Here is a 24765-nt window from a genome sequence, read left to right on the forward strand (position 1 = left end):
TATTAGGTAATAGGGATTTTTCAGGTAGAGGCGGTTATTATTAACTATGAATGCTTAATTTACTTATGCTATCATACTGTAAATTAATTGTGATAACATACTTTGTACTATGAGAAATATATTTGCATTGACATTCACTTTGTTTTTTTGCTTTTCTTCTATTTGGGCAGAAGATGGAAGTGCCTTGTGGCTTCGTTATGCATCGGGAGCGAAAGCGGAAATTACCAGCAAGAAACAATCACCTACATTACGTATTGCGGTTTCCGAATTACAGAACTTCTGGCAGGGAGGAATCCCGGTTACTTTGGAGGTCCGGAACAATAAAGAACTTCGTGCACTTGGAAATGAGGGATATACGATTCAGACCTCCAAAGGTGGCAGTCAAATAACGATAGCTTCTTCCGGTGAACAAGGAGTACTTTATGGAACGTATCATTTACTCCGTCTGCAAGCTACCGGACAACTACCGGAATCAGCTTTGCAATCCCTCAATATCTCCGAACGACCTGATTATCGAATTCGTATCCTGAATCATTGGGATAACTTGGATGGTACAATCGAACGCGGATATGCCGGACATTCACTTTGGAAATGGGACGAACTTCCGTCTGTTGTCTCTCCCCGTTATGAAGCCTACGCTCGTGCCAATGCTTCTATCGGCATTAATGCCACTGTAATAAACAATGTCAATGCAAGTCCTAAGATACTATCTAATGATTATTTGCAGAAAGTCAAAGTCTTGGCCGACGTTTTCCGCCCTTATGGCTTGAAAATATATCTTTCTATCAATTTCTCTTCTCCCGCAGCTTTAGGCGGTTTATCCACTTCCGATCCGTTGAATAAAGAAGTGATAAACTGGTGGAAGCAGAAAGCCAAAGAGATTTATTCTCTGATTCCCGATTTCGGAGGTTTTCTGGTGAAAGCGAATTCCGAAGGGCAGCCCGGTCCGTGTGATTACGGACGGACTCATGCCGAAGGGGCCAATATACTTGCCGATGTGTTGAGGTCCTATCATGGCATTGTGATGTGGCGCGCTTTCGTTTATTCTCCTACCGACAGCGACCGTGCCAAACAAGCCTATCTTGAATTTGAACCTTTGGATGATAAATTTCGGGATAATGTTATTGTGCAGATCAAGAACGGTCCGATAGATTTCCAACCCCGTGAACCATTCAGCCCGCTGTTCGGAGCCATGAAAAAGACGGCAGTTATGCCCGAATTTCAAATCACACAAGAGTATCTTGGTTTTTCCAATCATCTTGCATTCCTTGCTCCTATGTGGAAAGAGTGTTTAGACAGTGATACTTATCTGCAAGGCAAAGGCTCTACCGTTGCCCGTGTGACAGATGGTTCTTTATTCTTTCATCCGCTCACGGCTATTTCCGGAGTGGCAAACATCGGTGATGATACTAATTGGTGTGGACATCCTTTTGCTCAAGCCAACTGGTATGCTTTCGGACGATTGGCATGGAAACATTCGCTCTCTTCCGAACAGATAGGAGAAGAATGGTTGAAACAGACTTTTCTTCCCGTTACCGGTGCGCAAACCGATACTCCGGCAGGAGAAGTCATTCAAAAAGAGCAGATCGACGCTCAACTCTCCCTTCTCAACTCCCAAGTGCTTCAGAAATCGAGAGAAGCAGTAGTAGACTACATGATGCCTCTCGGCTTGCATCATATCTTTGCATGGGGACATCATTACGGACCGGAACCCTGGTGTGATATTCCCGATGCTCGCCCGGATTGGCTGCCTCCTTATTACCACCGTGCCGACAACATGGGAATAGGTTTCGACCGCAGCAGTACAGGAAGTAATGCTACCGGACAATACCATTCTCCATTATGCGAGCAACTGGACAATGTGAATACTTGTCCGGAGAATCTGCTCCTTTGGTTTCACCATGTCCCTTGGAATCATCAGATGAAGAGCGGACGTACACTTTGGGCAGAACTGTGCTACGCGTATGATCGTGGTGTAAACGAAGTGAGAAACTTTCAAAAAGTGTGGGACAGGATGGAACCGTATATTGATTCCGAACGTTTTCGTGATGTGCAACACCGCCTGAAGATTCAGGCACGGGATGCTGTCTGGTGGCGGGATGCTTGTTTGCTTTACTTCCAGCAATTCAGCAGACAATCGATACCTTACGAATTGGAACGTCCCATACACGAGTTGAAAGATATGATGGAATACAAATTGGATATTACCAATTTTGAATGTCCACCTTATGGGTTTAGTAAGTAAATAAAGATATTCCTTCTACGGAACGAATAAGAATATGTTTGCAATTTGGCGTCTTTTATGATAAAATTGTTACCTTTGCGGGCAATAATAAAACAGAATAAAAGAATATGAACCAAAATACATTCTGCATGGCGGGGGGCGTAGCACGCAACCCGCTTGTGCGTTTAGCCAAACCCATCACGGCAACTATCGGAGCGAATGAACACATAGCTATTGTAGGTCCCAATGGTGGCGGTAAAAGTCTTTTTGTAGATACCCTGATCGGAAAATATCCATTGCGTGAAGGAACCGTACAATATGATTTTTCCCCCTCTGCCACCCAGACTCTTTATGATAATGTGAAATACATTGCTTTCCGTGATACCTATGGAGCTGCCGATGCCAATTACTACTACCAGCAGCGTTGGAATGCTCACGATCAGGATGAAGCTCCTGATGTTCGTGAGATGTTGGGAGAAATCAAGGACGAGCAACTACAACGCGAACTGTTTGAACTCTTCCGTATCGAACCGTTGCTCGACAAGAAAATTATTCTCCTTTCCAGCGGTGAATTACGTAAATTCCAGCTAACCAAAACCCTGTTGACTGCTCCTCGAGTGTTGATTATGGATAATCCGTTTATCGGACTGGATGCTCCTACGCGTGAACTGTTGTTTTCTTTGCTCGAACGTCTGACAAAAATGTCGTCCGTACAGATCATTCTGGTACTTTCCATGCTCGATGATATACCTTCATTCATCACTCATGTCATTCCTGTGGACAAAATGGAGGTCTTTCCTAAAATGGAACGTGAAGCCTATCTGGAAGCTTTCCGCAGTAGAGATGTGGTTACCTCTTTTGATGATTTGCAGCAACGGATTATAGATTTGCCATCTGATGGCAACAATTACGATTCGGAGGAAGTAGTAAAACTTAATAAGGTCAGTATCCGTTATGGCGACCGAACTATTCTGAAAGAACTGGACTGGACAGTCCGTCGTGGTGAGAAGTGGGCGTTGAGTGGTGAGAACGGTGCTGGGAAATCGACTCTGTTGAGCCTTGTCTGTGCAGACAATCCGCAATCGTATGCCTGTGACATCAGTCTCTTCGGACGGAAAAGAGGGACGGGAGAAAGTATTTGGGAAATCAAGAAACATATTGGTTACGTAAGTCCGGAGATGCACCGTGCTTATCTTAAAAATCTGCCCGCTATTGAGATTGTAGCCAGTGGTTTGCATGACAGTATCGGTCTGTATAAACGTCCTCAACCGGAACAGATGGCTATCTGTGAGTGGTGGATGGATATATTTGGCATTGCAGATTTGAAAGATAAACCATTCCTGCAACTATCCAGTGGAGAACAACGTTTGTCCTTGTTGGCAAGAGCTTTCGTCAAAGACCCGGAACTGCTGATTCTGGATGAACCGCTTCATGGCTTGGATACTTATAATCGTCGACGGGTAAAGAAAGTGATTGAGGCTTTCTGCCGACGCAAAGATAAGACGATGATTATGGTGACACATTATGAATCGGAACTTCCCAACACTATAACAGATCGTATTTTCTTAAAGAGAAACCGGTAAACATTGTTTTCTGATATTTATTTTGAATTTAGATTTTAGTTAATCGGATGCGTAAACCAGAAACAAGAACCTTTCCCCGGTTCTGATTCCACTCCGATTTTGCCGCCTAACTGTGTGACGATACTTTGACAGATAGGGAGTCCCAGCCCTGTGCCGGCAATAAAATTATTCAATTTCACGAATCGGGTAAAGATAGCTTCCTGCTTTTCCGGTTCGATGCCCATTCCCGTATCTTGAACCGAGAATCTGACTTCATTTCCGTTGATTCGGTAATCAATAACAATACTGCCCTCGGAAGTAAATTTCAGAGCATTCGTTACAAAATTCAGCAATACCTGATACAACCTGTTTTTGTCGCTGGTAAAAGTAAGCTCGGGCAGTTCCGGTGCTAAGAGAATCTCTACTTGCTCTGTAGCCCTTACCTGCATAGATTGTAGCAGTTCGTTGCAAAGTTGTTGTGCATCCACTTGTTCCGGGATAATGTCGAAAGTCCCTGCCTCAATCTTTGACAAGTCAAGAATATCCGAGATCAGTTGTAACAAGAGCTTGTTGTTTTCTTCAATAATCGTTGCATACAGATGTTTTTCTTCTGCATCCTCCGCTTCCTCAAGCAAACTGGAAAAGCCTACTATCGCATTGAGCGGGGTACGTATCTCATGACTCATATTCGCAAGAAAAGCAGATTTTAGCCGGTCGGCTTCTTCAGCTTTCTCTTTGGCGCCAATCAGCATCCGCTCTGTCTCTTTCAGTTCGGTAATATCAAAGTTGATACACAGCATTTCGATGATATTGTCCTGGGGCTGGTAATTCCTTACTAATACGTTAACCCGTGTCCAAGTGTAATTTCCATCTGCTCTGCGAATCCGGACATCGCGGGATAGCTTGGAACTTTCTCCTTTTATCACTTTATCCAGGAAGTCGATCATCACAGCCCGATCTTCTGAATGGAAATGGGAATGAATGCCGATGATTTCCGGCAATGGGGTACCCTCTTCTTCACCTACATTCCTGTACCAGCTTCTCAAAGCATACCCATCCCGACTCAAAGCATCGAAGTGCGCGTAACCTACTTTGGCATAATCTCCTACCAGGTCGAAAAAACTCTCGAATTCCTGAATCTTATTATAAGCAATTGTATCTTCGGTCTTGTCTACATTAATTAAGAGGTAGTTGATAGGTTCGTGATTGTGATCGTATAGAGTGGTGACTTTGGTTGTTAAGTCAATGAAACCGGTTGTACTGTTAGGCTGATAATATTTGTTGATTTTGGAAAAGTCATACCGGAATGTAAAATCTGCGTTCTCATTGTCTTTTATTTTCTGTTTTATCTCTTCCGGCAATATAGGATTCTCGAAAATGTTGACTCCCAAAATATCTTCTTTATTGGAAATTCGGAACATTTCCATATCTTTTTTATTCAGGTCGACCATTTGACCGTCCTTATCATATAATTCGATGCCTACCGGAAGATTCTTATATATATTATGAAGGATCCGCTCGCTATTTTGTAGAGCCTGGTGTGCAGATGCTATATGAATTCCCTCTTGGGTTTCGGCAATTCCATATACTTTGGTGTTACCATTTTCGTCTGTTTCCTGGAAGCATGCCTTGCTACGAATCCATACATGACCTTTGGGAGTATCAAACAAGTATATTTCTTCTACATTTTTGTTGAATTCCACCTTAAAAAAGTAAAAGATAGTATGATTGTATCACAAGGAAAGTATGTATTACAAAGAAAATGGGCATATATGAGCAGAGTATCAATAAATTATCTTCGTGTAAAAAAAGTAATCGAAGCATTCTGTACGCGTAAAGATAAAGCGAAGATTAAATCAACGTCCAGATGAATGGAAACGGCCGGATATAGTTGTGAATCGTATCTTTCTGGAGAGAAACATAGTGTCAAAATATAAAGAGTCAGACGATGGGAATAGAATATGTCTATAACAACAAATGTATTTATATGAATTATAATCTTTTTTAATAAATAGAATGTTTTTTGCTCCAATTGGTTATCTTTGCGCTCTATGAAACGCAAAAAGTAACTAGAAATACATGAATGATAGTCAAAATGCTATAACTGTTATATACAGGGAACATTGGCAAAAACTCTATATTCATGCATATAATCTGCTGAATGATGAGGAAAGCGCAAAAGATGTGGTGAACGATGTCTTTTGTTCGGTGCTTGAGAGCAACGAACGGTTGACAACGGAAGAGGATCTGCTGCCGTTATTTTTCGTCATGGTGCGAAATCGTTGTATTGACCAAATACGTCATCAGAACGTGGTGCATAAAAATGCGGAAAGATATCTGGAAGAACTTTACAGTGGCTGGACTGTGAAAGAATACCGTGAGTATGAAGACAAGATAAACCGGATGCAGGAGAGTATTCGCCAGATGGCTCCACAAATGCGAACCGTAGTGGAAGAATTCTTCTTAAATGAAAAGAAATGTGCGGAAATCAGTGAAAAGTTACGTATTAGTGATAATACCGTTAGAACGCACATTGCCAGAGCTTTAAAGATACTCCGAAAACAATTAACCATCTTTTTTTAAAAAAAATCCTATCGGGGTGTCATCAGTTTCAGTAACCTTTACGTGTTTAATGAAACTATTGACACTATGATAGACCATTCAGATAAAAAATTAGATTATGCACTTCGTGCCATACAACATCCACAATTAAGAGAAACTGATGAATTTCTTCAGTGGATAGGTATACCTGAAAATAAAGAACTTTTCTTGGAATTAATGGCTTGTAAGGAAGCTGTGATACGTGAGAATCTGCAACGGAAACGCAAGTACAGAAAGAAAATGCGTATCTTGGCAATTGCTTCTTCTGCTGCAGCTGTCTTGATACTGGCTTTTCTGATTCCTTCTTTGCTTCCTTCCACTTCTTTACCTGTAGAACAGCCGATACGTTTTTTTGCTGCGAACAACAATGATGAACATGTGGTCCTACAAATGGATGGTCGTAGTGAACAGCAGTTATTGACAGACAGTGTGATGGATGTGAAAGACTGGAAAACTGTCTCGGCAGACACTGTATGCTGTCAGACTTTGACTACACCACGTGGAAAAGATTTTCTGCTGGTACTGGCTGATGGGACTAAGGTATGGCTCAATGCTGAAAGTCGTTTGCGCTACCCTGTGGCATTTAATGGAAAAGAACGACGTGTGGAACTAGAAGGGGAGGCTTGCTTTGAAGTGGCAAAAGATGCCGAACATCCGTTTATTGTATGTGCTAATGGCATGAATACCATGGTGCTGGGAACTAAATTCAACGTGCGTTCCTATAGTGTTGAAGATCGTCATGTAACTTTGGTGAATGGTAAGGTGCAGGTCACAAACACAGTTAACAATAAGTCGGTAACATTACGTCCGGGACAGGATTTGACCTATACGGAAACCGGAGAGGAAAAAGTATCAGAAGTGAATATCGCTACATATACAGCCTGGACAGAGGGAATGTTCTACTTTGAGGATGTGCCGTTGGAAGAAATCATGGGTGCTTTGGGAAGATGGTATAATGTGAATATCGATTTTGAGCGGTGCGAACTGTACCATATCAGGTTGAACTTCTGGGCTAATAAAAATACCCATTTGGATGAAGCATTGGAACTGCTGAATAAGTTGGAGAAAGTGCAGGTGGACTATCAGGGCGGGACCATTACAATCAAGCAGATTTAACTATACAAATACAACTCTTATGAAAAAGCAACAAATTACATTATTAGAAAAAAGAACTAAAAAAAAGCTTGTGTGGATGAGAACTGCCTTTCTATTGCTGGTGTTTACAGCAACAGCCTTGCAAGGATGGGCGCAGAATGCAGAAAACAGGCAGATTTCTTTAGAGATGAAAAACGAACCGCTCGGTTCGGCCTTGAAACAGTTCAGCAATGTATCTGGTTATAAGGTGAATTTTCCCAGTGAAGACGTTGCACCCTATCGTGTAACTGTGAGTATATATCAGATGGCTCCTTTTGCAGCACTTCAGAAGATTCTGGAAGGAAAGCCTTTTGAGTATGATGTGAAACAAAATTTCATCACTGTCCGTAAAGTGAAAGCTACCTCGACAACTGCTTCAGGTAAGTTCAGAAATGTTGGGGGACAGGTAGTGGATGAGGGTGGTAATCCTTTGCCGGGAGCAAATATCAAAGTGCTCAATAGTCCTTTTGGTGCTATTGCAGATGCAGAGGGAAACTTTACTTGTAAAGTTCCGGTGGATGTACATACATTGGAAGTGTCTTTCGTCGGTATGCAGTCGGAAAAGGTTTCTGTTAAAGACCGTAACAATATCCGGGTGATAATGCATGAGGACAAGCAACAATTGGGGGATGTTGTGGTGACGGGCTATCAGCGTATTAGCCGTGAACGTTCTACTGCAGCTTTCGGTTTCGTTGATTCCGAACAACTGAACAGACAGATGCACAGTGACCTGGCCTCATCTCTGGAAGGGCAGATAGCAGGTTTGCGTATGAATATTAATCCGAATACGGGTGATATGAGTCCTATTCTTCGTGGAGTAGGTACGTTCTCGGATGACGTAGGAACAAATCCGCTGATCGTTGTGGACGATATGCCAACCAATTTAAGCTTGAGCGAGATAAATCCTTATAATGTGGAAAGTATCACAGTCTTGAAAGATGCTGCCGCTGCTAGTATTTATGGTGCTTTGGCAGCCAATGGTGTTATTGTAGTGACCACGAAACAAGCTCAGAAAGAAGGTGCGCACGTGAGTATTAATGCAGACTGGTTTATCACTACCAAACCAAGTTTCAAGAGCTTGAACTTAGCTTCAACAAGTGATATTATTGATTATCAAACAGCTGTTTTTGATGCTAATGTAGCGGAAAAAGGAAGTGCGGCGAATTTTTTATCTTCTTTTCAGTACAATTATTATAATCCCTTGTTCCAACTCTATCTGGATCAGGCCAATGGAGATATTACCAGTAGTGAAGTAAATGCTACGTTGGGACAATGGCGTAATAATGATTATTATAAGGAATATCGTGATAATGCTTGGCGTACGGCTATAACCCAGCGCTATAATGTAACTGTATCACAGAAAGCCGGAAATAGCAATCATTTCCTTTCTTTCAATTATGAAAAGGATAGTCAGCGCGTTATTAGTAGTAAAAGCAATAAAATTTCTTTGTACTATAAATCGAATTATGCGGTCACAAACTGGTTGAATCTGAATGCCGGAGTGGACGTACGTATGGGACGTAGTCATACTCCGAATAGCAGTTATACCAGCTATACCCTGCAACAACGATATGAGCGGATATTGGATGCCGACGGTAACCATTATACTTCTCCTTATGTGAATGTAGGTGCATATCCTTCCTATAATGGGAGTGTTGTAAGAAAAGCTGAAGGTGTCTCACCTTATAGAACGTTTGGTTTCAATGTACTTGATGCATTGGAGGAAAGCATAACAAAGTCACATGATGTTAGTATTCGTCCGTTTGTAAGTTTACAGGCTCGTTTCCTGAAAATGTTCAAATACAACTTCATGTATCAATATGAATGGAATAAAGGTAAGAGTGAACTATTTGAGTCGGAAAATACTTATGCAATGCGTATGCTACATAACAGTATGGTTGATACAAATGGAAAAGCACAATTGCCGCAAGGGGGACGTTTTTCTCAGACAGAAGTTGAAAGTAAGCGTTACACGGTACGAAACCAAATAGACTTTGATAAAACTTGGAAGGACCATGCAGTAACTGCCATTGCCGGTCTGGAATTTCGTGAAAATAAGATTCCGACACCTGCCCGCCAATTGTTGTATGGCTACGATCCGCAAACATTAACTTCTGATTTTATGAATTGGCAAGCCTATCGTGACGGTGTAGGAACCAGTGCTCTTTCTGACAGAACGATTACTTTATCGGGGCTGTCTGCTACTTTGCACGAGTCACGCCATCGTTATGCGTCTTTTTATGCAAATGCAGGATACTCTTATCTGTCACGTTATAATCTTTCCGGAAGTATTCGTTGGGATCAAGCCGATTTGTTCGGGCTCGATATACGTAATCAGCGCCATCCTTTGTGGTCAGTCGGTGCGTCTTGGATTCTGTCGGAAGAATCATTCATGAAAGAGATTTCCTGGCTGGATTACCTTAAACTACGTATGACGTACGGTATTAACGGTAATGTAGATCAAGCTTCGACTACCTATTTTGTTGTAAAGAAAAAAACACAGAGCAATCCCATCAAAACGACTTATTTGACTTACGAGGATGATGATCTGCCGAATCCGAAGCTTCGCTGGGAGAAAACGGCTACTTACAATATAGGATTAGATTTCCGTCTTTTCAAGAATCTGATAAGTGGAACTCTGGAGTATTATAATCGTCACTCATCTGATTTGTTGGTACGCCGATATATGGATCCGACTTTAGGAGCTGGCTCACGTGTAGTAAATAATGGTGAGATGCGTAATCGTGGTGTAGAGCTTTCCCTTTCAGCCAATATCATACGTAAGAAAGACTGGAACTTCGCTGTAGATTTTAACTTTGACCATAATAAGAACAAAATGTTGAAGGTGGATCATAGTGAATCCGACAATGCGAGCCTCTTTATAAAGAGTCCGCTGAACTATTTTATGGAAGGTACTAGTTATAATACGTTATGGGCTTACCGTATAGATCGTATGGAGAATGGATATCCGGTAGCAGTGGACAAAGATGGAAATGATCTGGTGAAATTCAATGAAGATGGTACGGTAGCCAGTATCACTTCTGGTTCTTCGCTCAAAGGTACTGATGACTTGGTGAACCTTGGTTCGCTGACTCCGAAATTCAGCGGGTCAGTAGGGTTAAGATTCAACTATAAGAATTTTGATTTGAATGCATTCTTTGTGTATGCTGGTGGTAATAAACTGCGTAACAGTGTATTAAAAATGGATGACCAGTTAGGTACTCAAACCTTGAAAGGAATTGCCAACCGTTGGACTGCGGATGATTCGAATGCACAGGTACGTATGTACCTCGATATACCGGCACAGGTAAAAACTTATGCAACAACTTTCCAGGATTGGTGGCAATTTGGTGACATCAATGTGAAAGATGCAGGTTATGTGAAATTGCGTAGTTTGAGTGTAGGATATAACTTGCCGTTTATGGTTTGCCAGTACCTCCGCCTCTCTTCTCTGAAAGTGAAAGTGCAGGTAAATAATCTGTTTACCTGGTGTAAGGCAGGAAGTGATATTGATCCGGAAAGCTATGGAATGAATGACGGTACACGTGGCATCGCTTCTCCTAAGACTTACTCCATCGGATTATCAACAAGTTTCTAACCATTTAAAAGATATAAGATATGCGTAAATTACTTTATATATTGCCAGTTATTCTCATATTGGGTTTTGCAGCCTGTGAAGACTATGTGGATATTACTCCTACAGGCAAGAAAACGGTGGATTCTACTGATACTTATTATGAATTGATAGCCCTGCCCAACCGGGCCTACCATCCGGCAGCTTTTGCCTTGTTGAGCGATAATGTCTGGTCGAAAGAATCGAATATCATAGGTAATGAATTTATTTCATGGGATGGTATTAACATGACTTTTAATGAGGCAGCTAACCGGAAAGAGCTAAGTGATAACAATTTATATGAAAATTGTTATACATATATCCTACGGTCAAATATCGTAATTTCATTGGTTGATGCTAGTCTGGGTGATAAAGATGTTAAGGAATTGGCAAAAGCGGAAGCAAAGATCATGCGTGCCTGGGATCACTTTATTCTGATAAATACATTTGCGAAAGCATATAATCCGGAAACTGCAGCCACTGACGGTGGAGTTGCTATCATTGATAAATATGATTTGGAGGCTACTCCAACCAAATCTACGGTTGCTCAAGTATACGATTTTATTATTAAGGATATAGAAGAAGCGCTTCCTTATTTACAGGAAGAGCCGGTGAATGTATATCATCCGTCAAAAGCTTTTGGATATGCGTTGGCTGCCCGTGTTTATCTGTTCCATCGAGATTGGAAAAAAGCAAAAGAAGCTGCCGAAGAATCATTGAAGTTGAATAATACCCTGATTGATTATATTGATTTGGGAGCTAAAGGAGGTCCGACTAAGGTTACTACTTATGCCAAAGGCGGTAACCCGGAAGTGCTGAACTATGCTTATATGGGTGGTCCTACTGAAGTTTTGGCCTTTTGTTATGGTATGCTTAGCCCGGAGATGGTACAACTTTTCGGGCAGAATGATGAACGTTTGAACCAATTCTTTAAAACGAGTGACAACAGTATATACTACTTTGACGAAGGTTCAGGAGCTGCTTTGTGGAATACTTCGATTACTTATTCTAAGTTTCAGCCTATGTCTGTGGGAATGCGTACTGCCGAAGTTTACCTGATTCTGGCAGAAGCGAAAGCACGGCTGAAAGATATACCGGGAGCTGTCCAAACATTGAATCAGTTGCGTGAAAAACGAATCAAGGGAGCCGAAGCTGTATTGCCGGAACCTGCTACCGAACGTGCGATGGTGCAGGCAATCATTGATGAGCGCCGTAAGGAGTTAATCTCCGGATTTAGTCGCTTCTGGGATTTGAAACGATACAATACGGAAGCTGATTACGCAAAGACAATCACCCGTACTTTCCCGCTGGTATCTACGGATGTCGAGAAAAAGACATATACGTTGAAGCCGGATTCACGGTTGTATATCATTCCATTCCCGTTGGCTGCCCGTGAAAAAAATCCGAACCTGACAATGAACACTAACGAATAAAAAAAATAAAGAGAAAACTATGCGAAAGATTTTGATGATGGCTGTGTTGGCGTTCCTGTCCTTGCAAGGTGTGGGAGCTCGTGCCAGTGGTATATCTCTTCTGGAAAGTGGAAAGAAGAAACTGGTAGCACAGGAAGATACGGTCAAGAAAGACACTGTTAAGAAAGTAACGGCTTATGAAAAACTGTTGAAAGATGGAGGAAGTGAATGTGAGGGTATGTTTACGGTACGCCACATCAAAGATAACTGGTATTTTGAAGTGCCGGATACTCTTTTAGGACGGTTGTTGTTGGCTGTGACCCGGTTTAAAGCAGTGCCACAGGGTTTCAAAATGCTTAGCGGAGAAGAGGTGAACCGGAGTGTTGTTTATTGGGAACAGCATGATGATAAGACTCTCTTTTTACGCGAATATGTGCAATCACAGTTTGCCCGTCCGGGTGATAACATTGCCGAGGCATTGAAACAATCGACTGTAGATCCTGTAATCTATAAGTTTGATGTAATCGGTAGAAATCCGGAGACTCAGGCACAGCTCATTGATGTATCAAAACTTTTTTTAGGTGATAATAAATTGTGTGGCTTTACCTCAAGCGACCGTTCCATTCTTGGCATCGGTACTTTAGCCCAGGACCGCACATTTATGGATACGATAAAAACCTATCCTATCAACGTGGAGGCAGTGACTTTGCGTACTTATAGTATTAGTGCTGGTAGACTACCGGCTGCACAGACTGGTTCGGTGACTGTGAAACTGAATACAAGCATCGTGATGTTACCCAAAGAACCGATGCAGCCACGGTTTGCCGATGACCGGGTGGGATTTTTCCAAAACTCGTTGACCGAATTTTCGGACGACCAGCAGACTACCGATCGTGGAGCCATCATCCAGCGCTATCGGTTGGAACCGAAAGATCCGGAACGTTACCGTCGGGGACAACTCTCCGAACCGAAAAATCCCATTATCTACTACATTGATCCGGCAACACCGAAGAAGTGGATACCTTATCTTAAAGCAGGTGTCGAAGACTGGAATACAGCATTTGAAGCTGCCGGATTCAAGAACGCTATAATAGCTAAAGAATGGTCGAACGATCCCAATATGAGTTTGGACGATGCGCGTTATAGTGTGATACGTTATCTACCCTCCGAAACGGAGAATGCTTACGGTCCGCGTATTGTCGATCCGCGTAGTGGAGAAATTATGGAAAGTCATATTTGTTGGTATCACAACGTAATGAACTTACTCAAAAAGTGGTATATGGTGCAGTGCGGGCCACTGGATAAGCGCGCACGCACGATGACTTTTGACGACAAATTAATGGGCAGTCTGATTCAGTTTGTCTCTTCACATGAAGTGGGGCATAGTATCGGCTTACGGCACAATATGGCAGCCAGTTCGGCTACTCCGGTAGAGAAACTGCGTGATAAAGCTTGGGTAGAAGCCAATGGTCATACGGTATCAATCATGGATTATGCGCGGTTTAATTATGTAGCCCAACCGGAAGATCGGATTTCCGAAAAAGGATTGTTCCCTCGTATCGGTGTTTATGACAAATGGGCTATCCAATGGGGATATCGCTATCGTCCGGAATTTAAGGATCCTTATAAAGAAAAAGACGTATTACGTGCCGAAGTAACCAAAAAACTGCGGGGAGATCATCGCTTGTGGTTTGTTGGTGATGAAGGAAAGGGATTTGATCCCCGTAGCCAGAGTGAGGACTTGGGCGACAATAATATGAAAGCCAATGAATACGGTATAAAGAACCTGAAAAGAGTGATGGAAAACATACTGACCTGGACAGCACAGCCTGACGGAGAGTACACTGACTTAACCACCATTTATAATTCGGTTCGTGCCCAACATCTGAAGTATACCCTGCAAGTGCAGAAGAACATAGGAGGACGCTATACCAATAATTTGCCGGATCTCAAAGTGCATGATTATCTGCCACGCAGTTTGCAGAAAGAAGCTGTTGAATGGTTGGGACGCAATTTGTTTGTAGCTCCGCTCTGGCTCTATCCTGATGAAGTGGTGAGTCGTACCGGAGTCAAGCCGGTGGATGAGATTCGTGACCGCCAAAGCTCTGTTGTAGCTTTGCTACTTGCACCGGGAATGTTGTATAATATTTACTCAACCTCATTGTGTTCTTCGGAATCGTATGCACTCGATGATTATTTGAACGATGTATTTACTGCAATATGGAAACCGTTGAATGATCCCAATGAACTGGAGAATAATTTCCGCCGTCAGTTGCACCGGACTTATCTGGGGTTTGTCGAAGGAATGATTAAACCTAGTAGCAAAGATGGTGCCAATGCGAATCTGGCAATCAGCCGTTCTGATATTCAGCTTTTTGTAGAACAGCATTTAGATAAGATTGAAGAGTCAGTAAAAGAGCAACTTGCTGCTTCTAAGGAGGGAGATCTCAATTACCGGCATTATGCGGCATTGCTGCGCAACGTTCAGAAAATAAAAGAAGGATATTATGGAAAAGATGCTGATACGCGGTCTTCTGATAAATAGCTTTGAGGAAAACGAAGAATAGAAAAAATAGAAAAGTAGAACAGATTTTCTTGTATATATAAACTCTCTCTTATTACTTTTACAGACTTACTCTTCTCTAATGATAACCTTGCTTTGATGAATCATCATCCATAATGCAAGCTTAGAATTAGAGGAGGGTATTTTTTTATATCCCTGATTACTGCATCCCGCTTCTTTGTAGAAAGAATCATTATTTCTGGGTATTGACAACTATTTATTTTCTAGTGAACTTTGTGAAGAAACAATCTGTTGTATATATAAAAAGAAGAAAGGAGAATTTTAGAAATGAAAAAGATAGTATTACTTCGTCACGGAGAGAGTGCATGGAATAAAGAAAATCGTTTTACGGGCTGGACAGATGTAGATCTGACAGAAAAGGGAGTTGCCGAAGCTGAAAAAGCCGGAGAGACATTGAAAGAATATGGTTTCAATTTTGATAAGGCTTATACTTCCTATTTGAAGCGTGCGGTGAAAACCTTGAACTGTGTTCTCGATAAGATGAATCTGGACTGGATACCTGTAGAGAAAAGCTGGCGCTTGAATGAAAAGCATTATGGTGAATTGCAGGGATTGAATAAAGCCGAGACTGCCGAGAAATATGGAGAAGAACAAGTGCTAGTGTGGCGTCGTAGCTATGATATAGCTCCCCATCCTCTTTCAGAAAGTGATTTGAGAAATCCCCGTTTTGATTACCGTTATCATGAAGTACCCGATGCGGAGTTGCCTCGTACTGAATCGTTGAAAGATACCATTGAACGTATTATGCCTTATTGGGAAAGTGATATATTTCCTAGTCTGAAAACAGCTCATACGCTGTTGGTGGTCGCTCATGGCAATAGTTTGAGAGGCATCATCAAGCATCTAAAAAACATCTCCGATGAAGATATTGTCAAGCTGAATCTACCTACGGCTGTGCCTTACGTATTTGAGTTTGATGAAAACCTGAACGTTGCTAATGACTATTTCCTGGGAAACCCGGAAGAGATCAAAAAACTGATGGAAGCAGTAGCCAATCAGGGAAAGAAAAAATAGAAAAGTTACACATTAAAAAAAGAAGTTATGAGTAAAGTAGTAGAATTATTAAGAGATAAGGCCTGTTATTACCTGGACCACACTTGCGAAACCATTGATAAATCATTGATTCATGTTCCGTCTCCCGATACAATAGATAAAATCTGGATTGATTCGGACCGGAGCATCAGAGTATTGAACAGTCTGCAAACGTTGTTGGGACATGGCCGCCTGGCAAATACCGGTTATGTGTCTATACTTCCTGTCGATCAGGACATCGAACATACTGCCGGAGCATCGTTTGCCCCCAATCCGATCTATTTCGATCCGGAAAATATCGTAAAACTGGCTATTGAAGGAGGCTGTAATGGAGTAGCTTCTACCTTTGGGATTCTTGGATCCGTAGCACGTAAATATGCCCATAAAATACCTTTTATCGTTAAGTTGAATCACAATGAATTACTTTCTTATCCTAACAGTTTCGACCAAGTATTGTTTGGTACCGTTAAAGAAGCCTGGAATATGGGAGCAGTAGCGGTAGGCGCCACTATCTATTTCGGTTCGGAACAGAGTCGCCGTCAGCTCGTGGAGATAGCCGAAGCTTTTGAATATGCTCACGAACTGGGGATGGCAACCATTCTTTGGTGTTACCTGCGCAATAATGATTTCAAGAAAGGTGCTGTCGATTATCATGCTGCCGCCGACCTGACAGGACAGGCCGACCGTTTGGGAGTGACTATCAAAGCTGATATTGTGAAACAGAAACTTCCGACTAATAATGGTGGCTTCAAAGCTATCGGTTTCGGAAAGATCGACGAGCGTATGTATACCGAACTTGCTTCCGAACATCCGATTGACCTTTGCCGCTACCAGGTAGCCAACGGCTATATGGGACGCGTTGGTTTGATTAACTCCGGTGGAGAATCTCACGGTTCTTCCGATTTGCGTGATGCAGTCATTACAGCTGTAGTCAACAAACGTGCAGGAGGTATGGGATTGATTAGCGGACGTAAAGCGTTCCAGAAACCAATGAACGAAGGGGTGGAATTATTGAATACTATTCAGGATGTATATCTTGATTCGTCAATAACGATTGCATAATCAGAGATGAATGGAAATAAATTATTATCTTTGACTATTAGATCGTTAACCATTAAAAATTAAGAGTATGAAATTTTTTATTGACACAGCTAATTTGGAGCAAATTCAGGAGGCTTATGACCTCGGAGTACTTGACGGAGTGACTACCAACCCTTCGCTGATGGCGAAAGAAGGTATCAAAGGAACGCAGAATCAGCGTGAACATTATATCAAGATATGTAAGATTGTCAACGGAGATGTCAGTGCCGAAGTGATAGCAACCGATTATGAAGGAATGATTCGTGAAGGTGAAGAACTTGCCGCGCTCAATCCGCATATTGTAGTAAAAGTCCCCTGTATTGCCGATGGCATTAAAGCGATCAAACATTTCACGGAAAAGGGAATCCGTACTAACTGTACATTAGTCTTTTCAGTAGGACAGGCATTACTGGCAGCTAAAGCCGGAGCTACCTATGTTTCGCCTTTTGTCGGTCGTCTGGACGATATTTGTGAAGATGGAGTAGGGCTTGTGGGAGATATTGTACGTATGTATCGTACCTATGATTACAAGACACAAGTGCTCGCTGCTTCTATCCGCAATACGAAACATATTATCGAATGTGTGGAAGTGGGAGCGGACGTTGCTACTTGTCCGTTGAGTGCTATCAAGGGTTTATTGAATCATCCGTTGACGGATTCGGGATTGAAGAAGTTTCTGGAAGACTATAAAAAAGTCAATGGTTGAGTAAGTAATGAAACTTGCAGTATATTAAAATTTTTAGGCACGGATTATTTGCTCAGGTCTTAGAATTCCGTGCCTAAAGAATATTTGTTTTTTCGGGTAGCTGCTCATTACTCTTTTTTCCGTTCCTGTTTTCTCTTCTCCTTATATTGAGTTGGCGTTTCTCCTGTATATTGTTTGAAAGCCGTACTGAAATAGCGTGAAGTAGTGAAGCCGACCTTCTCGGCAATTTCCGTGAACGACATGTCCGTACTGGTGATTAATGTGATCGCTTTCTCCATCCGGAATTTATTAATGTAATCATTGGCTCCCATATCGGTCAGAGCTTTTAGCTTATTGTAAAGGGAAGCCCGGCTCATACCTATCTCCTTGCAGATAAAAGTGACGTCCAGATTGCTGCTATCCAGATGTTCCTGAATAATTTTATTCAGTTTCAGCAGAAATGTTTCATCTGCCTGGCTGAAAGTGCTCTCTTCCGGCGCAGGGACTAATCCTGTATTCAAATATCTTTTCTTGATAGATTCGCGGTTTTTCAATCGGTTGCGAATGATTTCCATTAGCATTTCTATCTCAAAGGGCTTAGTCAGATAAGCGTCCGCCCCGTTCTTGTAGCCACTCAACTGACTTTGTTTATCATCTCTTGCTGTCAGCAGAATGATAGGAATGTGACTGATCGTAATATCTTCCTTTATATTTTTGCAAAGTTCATATCCATTCATTCTCGGCATCATCACGTCACTGACGATAATATCCGGAGCATGATTTCTGGTCAGTTGAAGGGCTTCCACACCATCGGAAGCAATCACTACCCGTTTGAAATATTCTCCCAGTGACTTTTTCAGAAAATCCGTCAAATCCGGATTGTCATCCACCACTAGAATACTGTAAGGACTCGTATCGAACGTATTTTCCTCCGGTAACTGTTCTTTGCTATCATCGTTCATCAATTCGTTCAGATATGCCTTCGGCTGACAGACGATCTCTTCCGATTGTTGTCTCAAGGGTAGTTCAAAGAAGAATGTTGCACCAGCTTCCTGATTATCCCGTGCACCGATGGAGCCTCCGTGTAGTTCTACCAGAATCCTGGAATAAGATAATCCGATACCTGTGCCGCTTTGCTCTCCTGTACCTTGATAGAAACGGGTGAAGAGTTTTTGTGTATTTACTTGTTTCAATCCGTTTCCCCGGTCAATGATGGAGATACGTACGCTATTTTTCTCGGAAAGCAACTCCGATGTAATTGTTATTTCTGCATCTTGTGGACTGTGTTTCAAGGCATTGATAAGCAGATTGCTTAGAATAATCTCACACTTATCTTTATCGAAACTTACAGTATTGACCTGTGGGTCAAGCTGATAGCGGATACGGACGTTTTTAGCTTCACCTTCGCTGACGAAATCTTGGGATACATGTTCAATCCATTGATTGAGAGCATACGGCTGTATCTGCAATTTACTTTCCCCAACCTCCATTTTGCGTACATCGAGTACCATATTAATAAGGTTTTTCATTCGCTGTGACTGGCGATAGATTGCTTTTATAGGTAAATATTGTGTATCTTCGGCAGAAAGCGATTTCAGTATCCGGCTAAGCGGTGCGTGTATGAGCGTTAAAGGTGTGCGCAGCTCATGACTGATATTAATAAGGAAACGTACTTTTTCTTCATATACCTGTTGTTCATGTTCCTTCATTGCCCATTTCAGTTTTTCTTCCTTACGCTTTAGAGTTCTTCGGAAAGTTTCAATAATAGCGGCAGCAGTAAGAACGGTACAGCTAAGAATAAACCACCATGTCCGATACCAGGGAGGGAGAATGGTTAGTTCCAGTACTTCCTGACTGGGAATCCAACTGCCATCTTTAGCTGTACATGAAGCCATAATCTTATAACTTCCCGGAGGAAGTGAACGTATAGCCAGTTCGGGATTGTACGATTCGATTTGCTGGTCATTCAGCCCTTCTATCTGGTATCTGTACACTTTCTGTCGGAAAATGTCCTTCTCTTTCGACATGATCCGGATAGTGATATTACTGTTCCAGGGAGCGGAGATCCCTGTTGGTCGATTGGTTAATTCGTTATTCACGGATTCTCCATTGATGATGACATCGGATAATTGGAGTTGGGGAAGTTCAGAAGTTGTTAATGGTATTTTGCAGTTAATGTGCAGTAAACCTTTTACTCCACCCATATAGACGTCTCCCTGCATACTTAACAGGCGGGGTTTGGAAAGATATTCGTTCTGGATTACGCCGTCTGATTCGCCGAATAGAACGAACTTTTTTTCTTTGATAAGCCAAGCGAAAAGCATGCTGTCAGCTCCTATCCATACTTTTCCTTGCTGGTCGCATACGATCAAAGTGATTTCACTAAATAGAGAGGTCGGGATCGGAGTCTGTATTTTGGTGGCGGGATTGTAGTGTACCAATCCGTAATTGTTCCCAATCCAGAAGTTTCCCTCTTCGTCTCTTGAAACGGAGTTGATGGTCGTGTCTTTCCAGCATCTGTATAGGGCTTTCAGCCGGTTTGTATGGTTGTCCAGTTCATATATGTGCTTCGTATCATTTAGATAAGTGGTGTTCCTATAATTGCCGATTGGCAGGAGAGCACCGATAATATCTTGTTCTTCCTGTTCTATAGCGGTACTGAAAGTACGTGTATTCAAATCATATATATAGATATGTTCTCCAAGGAACAGAATGCTGTGATGAGTGTTCCGGAGTAGATTTACAGCCTTGCCTCGATTGCATAAGAGTGCTGTTGTTTCAGCGTCGACAATGGTGAAAGGTTGTTTTTCTCCAGTTGCCGGATTGAAAATAAATACTCCTTGTGAGAAAATAGAAATTAATAATTTACCGGGAGTAAACTGACAAATAGAGGCAACTTTGTCTTCCCAGGTTGAGGGATAATGAGTAAATTTCTCTGTGAGCGGATTAAAGTTGTTGATACCTCCTCCGTCCGTGCCTACCCAGATTTGATCTTGAGATTCCTGGAAAAGACTTAGAACGGTATTGTTGCTAAGTCCCCGGTCGTTGCCGGGTGGTACGTCTGTATATGTTTTCATGGAAACTTCCCGGATGCTGATTAGTCCGTTGCGGATGCTGCCTGCCCATATATTGTTGTTGTAGTCGTTGTATAGGCATAAGATAGAGTTGGCGGGAAGTGAATAGTTGTCACTTCCGGGCACATGTTCCAGCAGAGAAAAATGTCCGGTTTCCGGGTCGAGAATATTAATGCCTCCTCCGTCTGTTCCAATCCAGATTTCTCCTTCCCGTTCGGCGAGACTTAGTACAACATTGTTACTTAGAGAAGAGTTGTGGGTAGTATATGTAGCCAGTAGTTTACCGTCGTGTGTCAGGCAGTTCAGCCCTCCGTTGTAAGGGGCTACCCAGATTCTTTTTTGTGAGTCTATGAGTACGTTCATTATTTCCTTTCCGCAATCGAAAGGAGGACGGCGGCATTTTCCGGTATTCAGGTCGAGCAGGAGTAGTCCTTGCCAGCGACTACAACAAAGTAATGTTCGTTTATCCCATAGACTTAGCAGAGTCACATTATAATTGGGCTCTAGGTCAAACGTTTGCAGGAGGCGGAAAGTGGCATCCTGATAATTATAGAAAAAGATTTTATTTTTCGAACCGAATAACACTCCATCATCAGTCAGGCAGACGGAATAGGCGATGATATTATTTCCTGTTTCATCAGTCGGTATAAGAAAGTCATCGCTTTGCCGCTGATAACGTGCCACTCCCTTATCTGTCAGAATCCATATATTGTTTTGTACATCTTCTATCAGCTGGTAGATTAAATTGTGAGGAATGGAATGAGGGTTGTTTGACTGATGGACATACTTTTTAAGTTCATGTCCGTCATATCGTCCCAGTCCGGAGCGGGTTCCAATCCATACAAAACCTTGTTCATCCGTTAAGATGCATCGTACGGTAGAAGGCAGTCCGTCTTTTAGTGAGATTTGCTTATAGTAATAATGACCGGCTTGAAGAGGGGAGATGCCGATAAACAGTGCGATAAATGCGATGCATAGTAGTAAAAAGGTCTTTCTTCTCATGAGATTAGGTCAGTTAAACTAAAACAAAGATAATACATTCGGATGAATGTTTGTTGAAAAGCAAACTTATTTTGTATTCCTTCAGGTAAAAGAGTTATATATAGTTGCTTTTTTCTATTTAATTTTGTATCTTTAAAGCTTTCCGTCCTTCTAAAGATAAGTTGTCCCCTTGTAATGGGATAATAGTCATCTTATAGGGTGCTATTTATCACTTTACAAAATGATTATTGTCACCTTATAAGGGGATGACTACTCGACTGCATAAACTATTATAAATTTCTGTACTGAAAATCTTTAATCTCTGCACTGAAAATCCTTGAATACAATGAGAATTGCTAATTCTTCATCTTATATTCATAGGGAGCCATTCCAACAACTTTTTTAAATAACCGGCTTATTGGAAGTAAAGGCCTGTACACAGCAGATTAGGTAAAGTAGCCGGTTTTTATCAGCGGGAAGATAGTATTATTTAGCTAGATTCTCTATCTTTGCTCGAAAATATACGACTATGATTACCGAAGAACTACAGAAACTTTATCAGTCATATACGGGCGTTCCCGCTGAAAACATAACAGAATTACCGTCTTCCGGTTCCAACCGCCGTTATTTTCGGCTGACGGGTATAGAAACATTGATTGGAGTTTACGGAGCTTCTATCGATGAGAATGAAGCATTTCTTTATATGGCAGGACACTTCCACAAATGTGGACTGCCTGTTCCCGAAGTGCGCATCGTTTCGGAAGATAAGACCTATTATTTGCAGGAGGATTTGGGCGATACTCTGTTGTTCCATGCCATAGAGAAAGGACGTGCTACCAGCGTCTTTTCAGAAGAGGAAAAAGAGTTGCTTCGCAAAACGATTCGTTTGCTTCCTGCCATTCAGTTTGCCGGGGCCGATGGATTTGATTTTTCCCGTTGTTATCCTCAACCGGAGTTCAATCAACGTTCCATTTTGTGGGATTTGAATTACTTTAAATATTGCTTCCTGAAAGCTACCGGTATGGAGTTTCAGGAGGATAAACTGGAAGATGATTTCCAGAAAATGAGTGATGTCTTGCTTCGTAGTTCTTCCGCTACTTTTATGTATCGTGATTTTCAGAGCCGTAATGTGATGATAAAAGATGGCGAACCATGGTTTATCGACTTTCAGGGCGGACGCAAAGGCCCGTTCTATTATGACATAGCCTCTTTCCTGTGGCAAGCGAAAGCGAAATATCCCGATAGTCTTCGTAAAGAACTGCTGCAAGAGTATATGGAAGCTCTTCGCAAATACCAACCGATTGACGAATCCTATTTTTATAGCCAGCTTCGTCACTTTGTCCTTTTCCGTACGCTGCAAGTGCTGGGAGCTTATGGTTTCCGTGGTTACTTTGAAAAGAAACCGCATTTTATCCAAAGTGTTCCTTATGCCATCGAAAACCTGCGTGAATTGTTGAAAGAAGAATATCCGGAATATCCGTATCTCTGTAACGTTTTGCGAGAGCTTACCGGACTGAAACAATTTACGGACGATCTGAAAAAGCGGCAGTTAACCGTCAAAGTAATGAGTTTTGCCTATAAGAAAGGAATTCCTGATGACTCTACCGGCAATGGAGGAGGTTATGTATTCGACTGTCGCGCCGTGAATAATCCCGGTAAGTATGAGCGTTACAAACCTTTCACCGGACTGGATGAACCTGTAATCACTTTCTTGGAAGAAGATGGAGAAATACTCCGTTTCCTCGATCATGTCTATGCTTTGGTGGATGCCTCCGTGCAACGTTATATGGAACGCGGATTCAGCAATTTGTCCGTCTGCTTCGGTTGCACCGGCGGACAGCATCGTTCTGTTTATTCTGCCCAGCATCTGGCAGAGCACCTGAATCAGAAATTTGGTGTGAAAGTCGAACTGGTGCATCGGGAACAGAATATCGAACATACGTTTGAGGCAACAATCTAAGAAGAGTAAATATTAAAGAAGAAAGTAACCGAAAGAATGAAAGCAATGATATTTGCAGCCGGTTTGGGTAGCCGGCTGAAGCCGCTCACCGATACCATGCCGAAGGCTTTGGTTCCCATAGCCGGACATCCGATGTTGGAACATGTGATCTTAAAACTGAAAGCTGCCGGATTCACAGAAATAGTGATTAATATCCATCATTTTGGCGAACAAATACTTGATTTCTTAGAAGCCAATGAGAATTTTGGGCTTATCATACATCTTTCCGATGAACGCGATCTGTTGCTCGACACCGGTGGGGGAATTAAGAAAGCCCGTTCTTTCTTTGAAAACTCCGATGAGCCTTTCCTGATACACAATGTCGATATTCTTTCAGACGTGAATCTGAAAGAATTATATGACTACCATTTACGAAGCGGTGCTGTTGCCACTTTACTGGCCAGCCAACGTAAAACCTCCCGCTATCTTCTTTTTGATACAGATAAGAGACTTTGCGGATGGATAAACAAGGATACGGAACAAGTGAAACCGGAAGGTTTTCAGTATGATTCTTCCCTTTATCGGGAATATGCATTCAGTGGCATCCATGTACTTTCGCCCGCCATTTTTCAATGGATGACCTCTCCCTCATGGGATGGAAAATTCTCTATCATGGATTTCTATCTTGCCACTTGCCGGCAAGTAAACTATGGTGGTTACTTGACAGAAAAGTTGCATCTGATTGATATAGGCAAACCGGAAACATTAGCGAAAGCAGAAGGCTTCTTATACCAAAATGCGAAATAAAGATACTGAAAGAGGCTAAAAGGCCTCTTTCTTTCTA

General features: G+C 42.0%; 13 protein-coding genes and 1 pseudogene. 12 read left to right on the forward strand and 2 right to left on the reverse strand.

The window, feature by feature from the left end:
* The first annotated feature begins 109 nt into the window (after nucleotides 1-109).
* Together DWZ47_RS19715 and DWZ47_RS19720 are read left to right on the forward strand one after the other, a co-directional pair.
* Entirely contained in the window at nucleotides 110-2245 is a 2136-nt protein-coding gene (locus DWZ47_RS19715; RefSeq protein WP_117514352.1) for an alpha-glucuronidase family glycosyl hydrolase, read from the forward strand.
* Nucleotides 2246-2352: 107 nt separating this feature from the next.
* On the forward strand, nucleotides 2353-3807 hold the full coding sequence (locus DWZ47_RS19720) for an ATP-binding cassette domain-containing protein (RefSeq protein ID WP_117514354.1): 1455 nt from the start codon (nucleotides 2353-2355) through the stop codon (nucleotides 3805-3807).
* Nucleotides 3808-3842: 35 nt separating this feature from the next.
* On the opposite strand, the pseudogene DWZ47_RS19725 reads toward DWZ47_RS19720, so the two are convergent.
* A pseudogene (locus DWZ47_RS19725) lies at nucleotides 3843-5474 on the reverse strand (PAS domain-containing sensor histidine kinase); the annotation flags it as partial.
* A gap of 391 nt (nucleotides 5475-5865) precedes the next feature.
* Here DWZ47_RS19725 and DWZ47_RS19730 point away from each other — a divergent pair.
* The 8 genes from DWZ47_RS19730 (at nucleotide 5866) to fsa (ending at nucleotide 17948) form a co-directional block, all read left to right on the forward strand.
* Complete coding sequence (locus DWZ47_RS19730; protein WP_008774773.1) at nucleotides 5866-6369, forward strand: RNA polymerase sigma factor; 504 nt, start codon at nucleotides 5866-5868, stop codon at nucleotides 6367-6369.
* Between the two features lie 66 nt (nucleotides 6370-6435).
* Nucleotides 6436-7503, forward strand: a complete 1068-nt coding sequence (locus DWZ47_RS19735) for a FecR family protein (protein ID WP_117514356.1) — start codon at nucleotides 6436-6438, stop codon at nucleotides 7501-7503.
* Nucleotides 7504-7522: 19 nt separating this feature from the next.
* A complete protein-coding gene (locus tag DWZ47_RS19740) occupies nucleotides 7523-11119 on the forward strand; it encodes a SusC/RagA family TonB-linked outer membrane protein (RefSeq protein ID WP_117514357.1) in 3597 nt (1198 codons plus the stop codon).
* 20 nt (nucleotides 11120-11139) lie between these two features.
* Complete coding sequence (locus DWZ47_RS19745; RefSeq protein ID WP_008999839.1) at nucleotides 11140-12567, forward strand: RagB/SusD family nutrient uptake outer membrane protein; 1428 nt, start codon at nucleotides 11140-11142, stop codon at nucleotides 12565-12567.
* A 19-nt stretch (nucleotides 12568-12586) separates the two neighbouring features.
* Nucleotides 12587-15091: a zinc-dependent metalloprotease gene (locus DWZ47_RS19750; protein ID WP_117514359.1), complete on the forward strand. Its 2505-nt coding sequence runs from the start codon at nucleotides 12587-12589 to the stop codon at nucleotides 15089-15091.
* A 306-nt stretch (nucleotides 15092-15397) separates the two neighbouring features.
* Nucleotides 15398-16144 carry a 2,3-diphosphoglycerate-dependent phosphoglycerate mutase gene (gene gpmA, locus DWZ47_RS19755; RefSeq protein WP_004300826.1) on the forward strand — a complete coding sequence of 249 codons (747 nt, stop codon included), beginning with the start codon at nucleotides 15398-15400 and terminating at the stop codon, nucleotides 16142-16144.
* 27 nt (nucleotides 16145-16171) lie between these two features.
* Nucleotides 16172-17224 (forward strand): class I fructose-bisphosphate aldolase, encoded by a 1053-nt coding sequence (locus DWZ47_RS19760; RefSeq protein ID WP_004300825.1) that lies wholly within the window; start codon nucleotides 16172-16174, stop codon nucleotides 17222-17224.
* A gap of 67 nt (nucleotides 17225-17291) precedes the next feature.
* Nucleotides 17292-17948, forward strand: coding sequence for a fructose-6-phosphate aldolase (fsa, locus tag DWZ47_RS19765; RefSeq protein ID WP_004300824.1), 657 nt, complete (start codon nucleotides 17292-17294; stop codon nucleotides 17946-17948).
* 107 nt (nucleotides 17949-18055) lie between these two features.
* Here the strand turns inward: fsa and DWZ47_RS19770 are convergent, their stop codons facing one another.
* Nucleotides 18056-22003 carry a two-component regulator propeller domain-containing protein gene (locus tag DWZ47_RS19770; protein WP_004300823.1) on the reverse strand — a complete coding sequence of 1316 codons (3948 nt, stop codon included), beginning with the start codon at nucleotides 22001-22003 and terminating at the stop codon, nucleotides 18056-18058.
* Between the two features lie 508 nt (nucleotides 22004-22511).
* On the opposite strand from DWZ47_RS19770, the gene DWZ47_RS19775 reads away from it, so the two are divergent.
* Nucleotides 22512-23942: a phosphotransferase gene (locus DWZ47_RS19775; RefSeq protein WP_004300822.1), complete on the forward strand. Its 1431-nt coding sequence runs from the start codon at nucleotides 22512-22514 to the stop codon at nucleotides 23940-23942.
* 36 nt (nucleotides 23943-23978) lie between these two features.
* Nucleotides 23979-24728, forward strand: coding sequence for an NDP-sugar synthase (locus DWZ47_RS19780; RefSeq protein ID WP_165860942.1), 750 nt, complete (start codon nucleotides 23979-23981; stop codon nucleotides 24726-24728).
* Nucleotides 24729-24765 lie beyond the last annotated feature (37 nt).

It is taken from the genome of Bacteroides sp. AF32-8BH (assembly GCF_003435205.1).
GTDB classification, from domain to species: domain Bacteria; phylum Bacteroidota; class Bacteroidia; order Bacteroidales; family Bacteroidaceae; genus Bacteroides; species Bacteroides ovatus.

Coding starts and splice junctions, on each gene's coding strand:
- DWZ47_RS19715 (WP_117514352.1), top strand. CDS start 110: ATGAGAAATATATTTGCATTGACATTCACTTTGTTTTTTTGCTTTTCT.
- DWZ47_RS19720 (WP_117514354.1), top strand. CDS start 2,353: ATGAACCAAAATACATTCTGCATGGCGGGGGGCGTAGCACGCAACCCG.
- DWZ47_RS19730 (WP_008774773.1), top strand. CDS start 5,866: ATGAATGATAGTCAAAATGCTATAACTGTTATATACAGGGAACATTGG.
- DWZ47_RS19735 (WP_117514356.1), top strand. CDS start 6,436: ATGATAGACCATTCAGATAAAAAATTAGATTATGCACTTCGTGCCATA.
- DWZ47_RS19740 (WP_117514357.1), top strand. CDS start 7,523: ATGAAAAAGCAACAAATTACATTATTAGAAAAAAGAACTAAAAAAAAG.
- DWZ47_RS19745 (WP_008999839.1), top strand. CDS start 11,140: ATGCGTAAATTACTTTATATATTGCCAGTTATTCTCATATTGGGTTTT.
- DWZ47_RS19750 (WP_117514359.1), top strand. CDS start 12,587: ATGCGAAAGATTTTGATGATGGCTGTGTTGGCGTTCCTGTCCTTGCAA.
- gpmA (WP_004300826.1), top strand. CDS start 15,398: ATGAAAAAGATAGTATTACTTCGTCACGGAGAGAGTGCATGGAATAAA.
- DWZ47_RS19760 (WP_004300825.1), top strand. CDS start 16,172: ATGAGTAAAGTAGTAGAATTATTAAGAGATAAGGCCTGTTATTACCTG.
- fsa (WP_004300824.1), top strand. CDS start 17,292: ATGAAATTTTTTATTGACACAGCTAATTTGGAGCAAATTCAGGAGGCT.
- DWZ47_RS19770 (WP_004300823.1), bottom strand. CDS start 22,003: ATGAGAAGAAAGACCTTTTTACTACTATGCATCGCATTTATCGCACTG.
- DWZ47_RS19775 (WP_004300822.1), top strand. CDS start 22,512: ATGATTACCGAAGAACTACAGAAACTTTATCAGTCATATACGGGCGTT.
- DWZ47_RS19780 (WP_165860942.1), top strand. CDS start 23,979: ATGAAAGCAATGATATTTGCAGCCGGTTTGGGTAGCCGGCTGAAGCCG.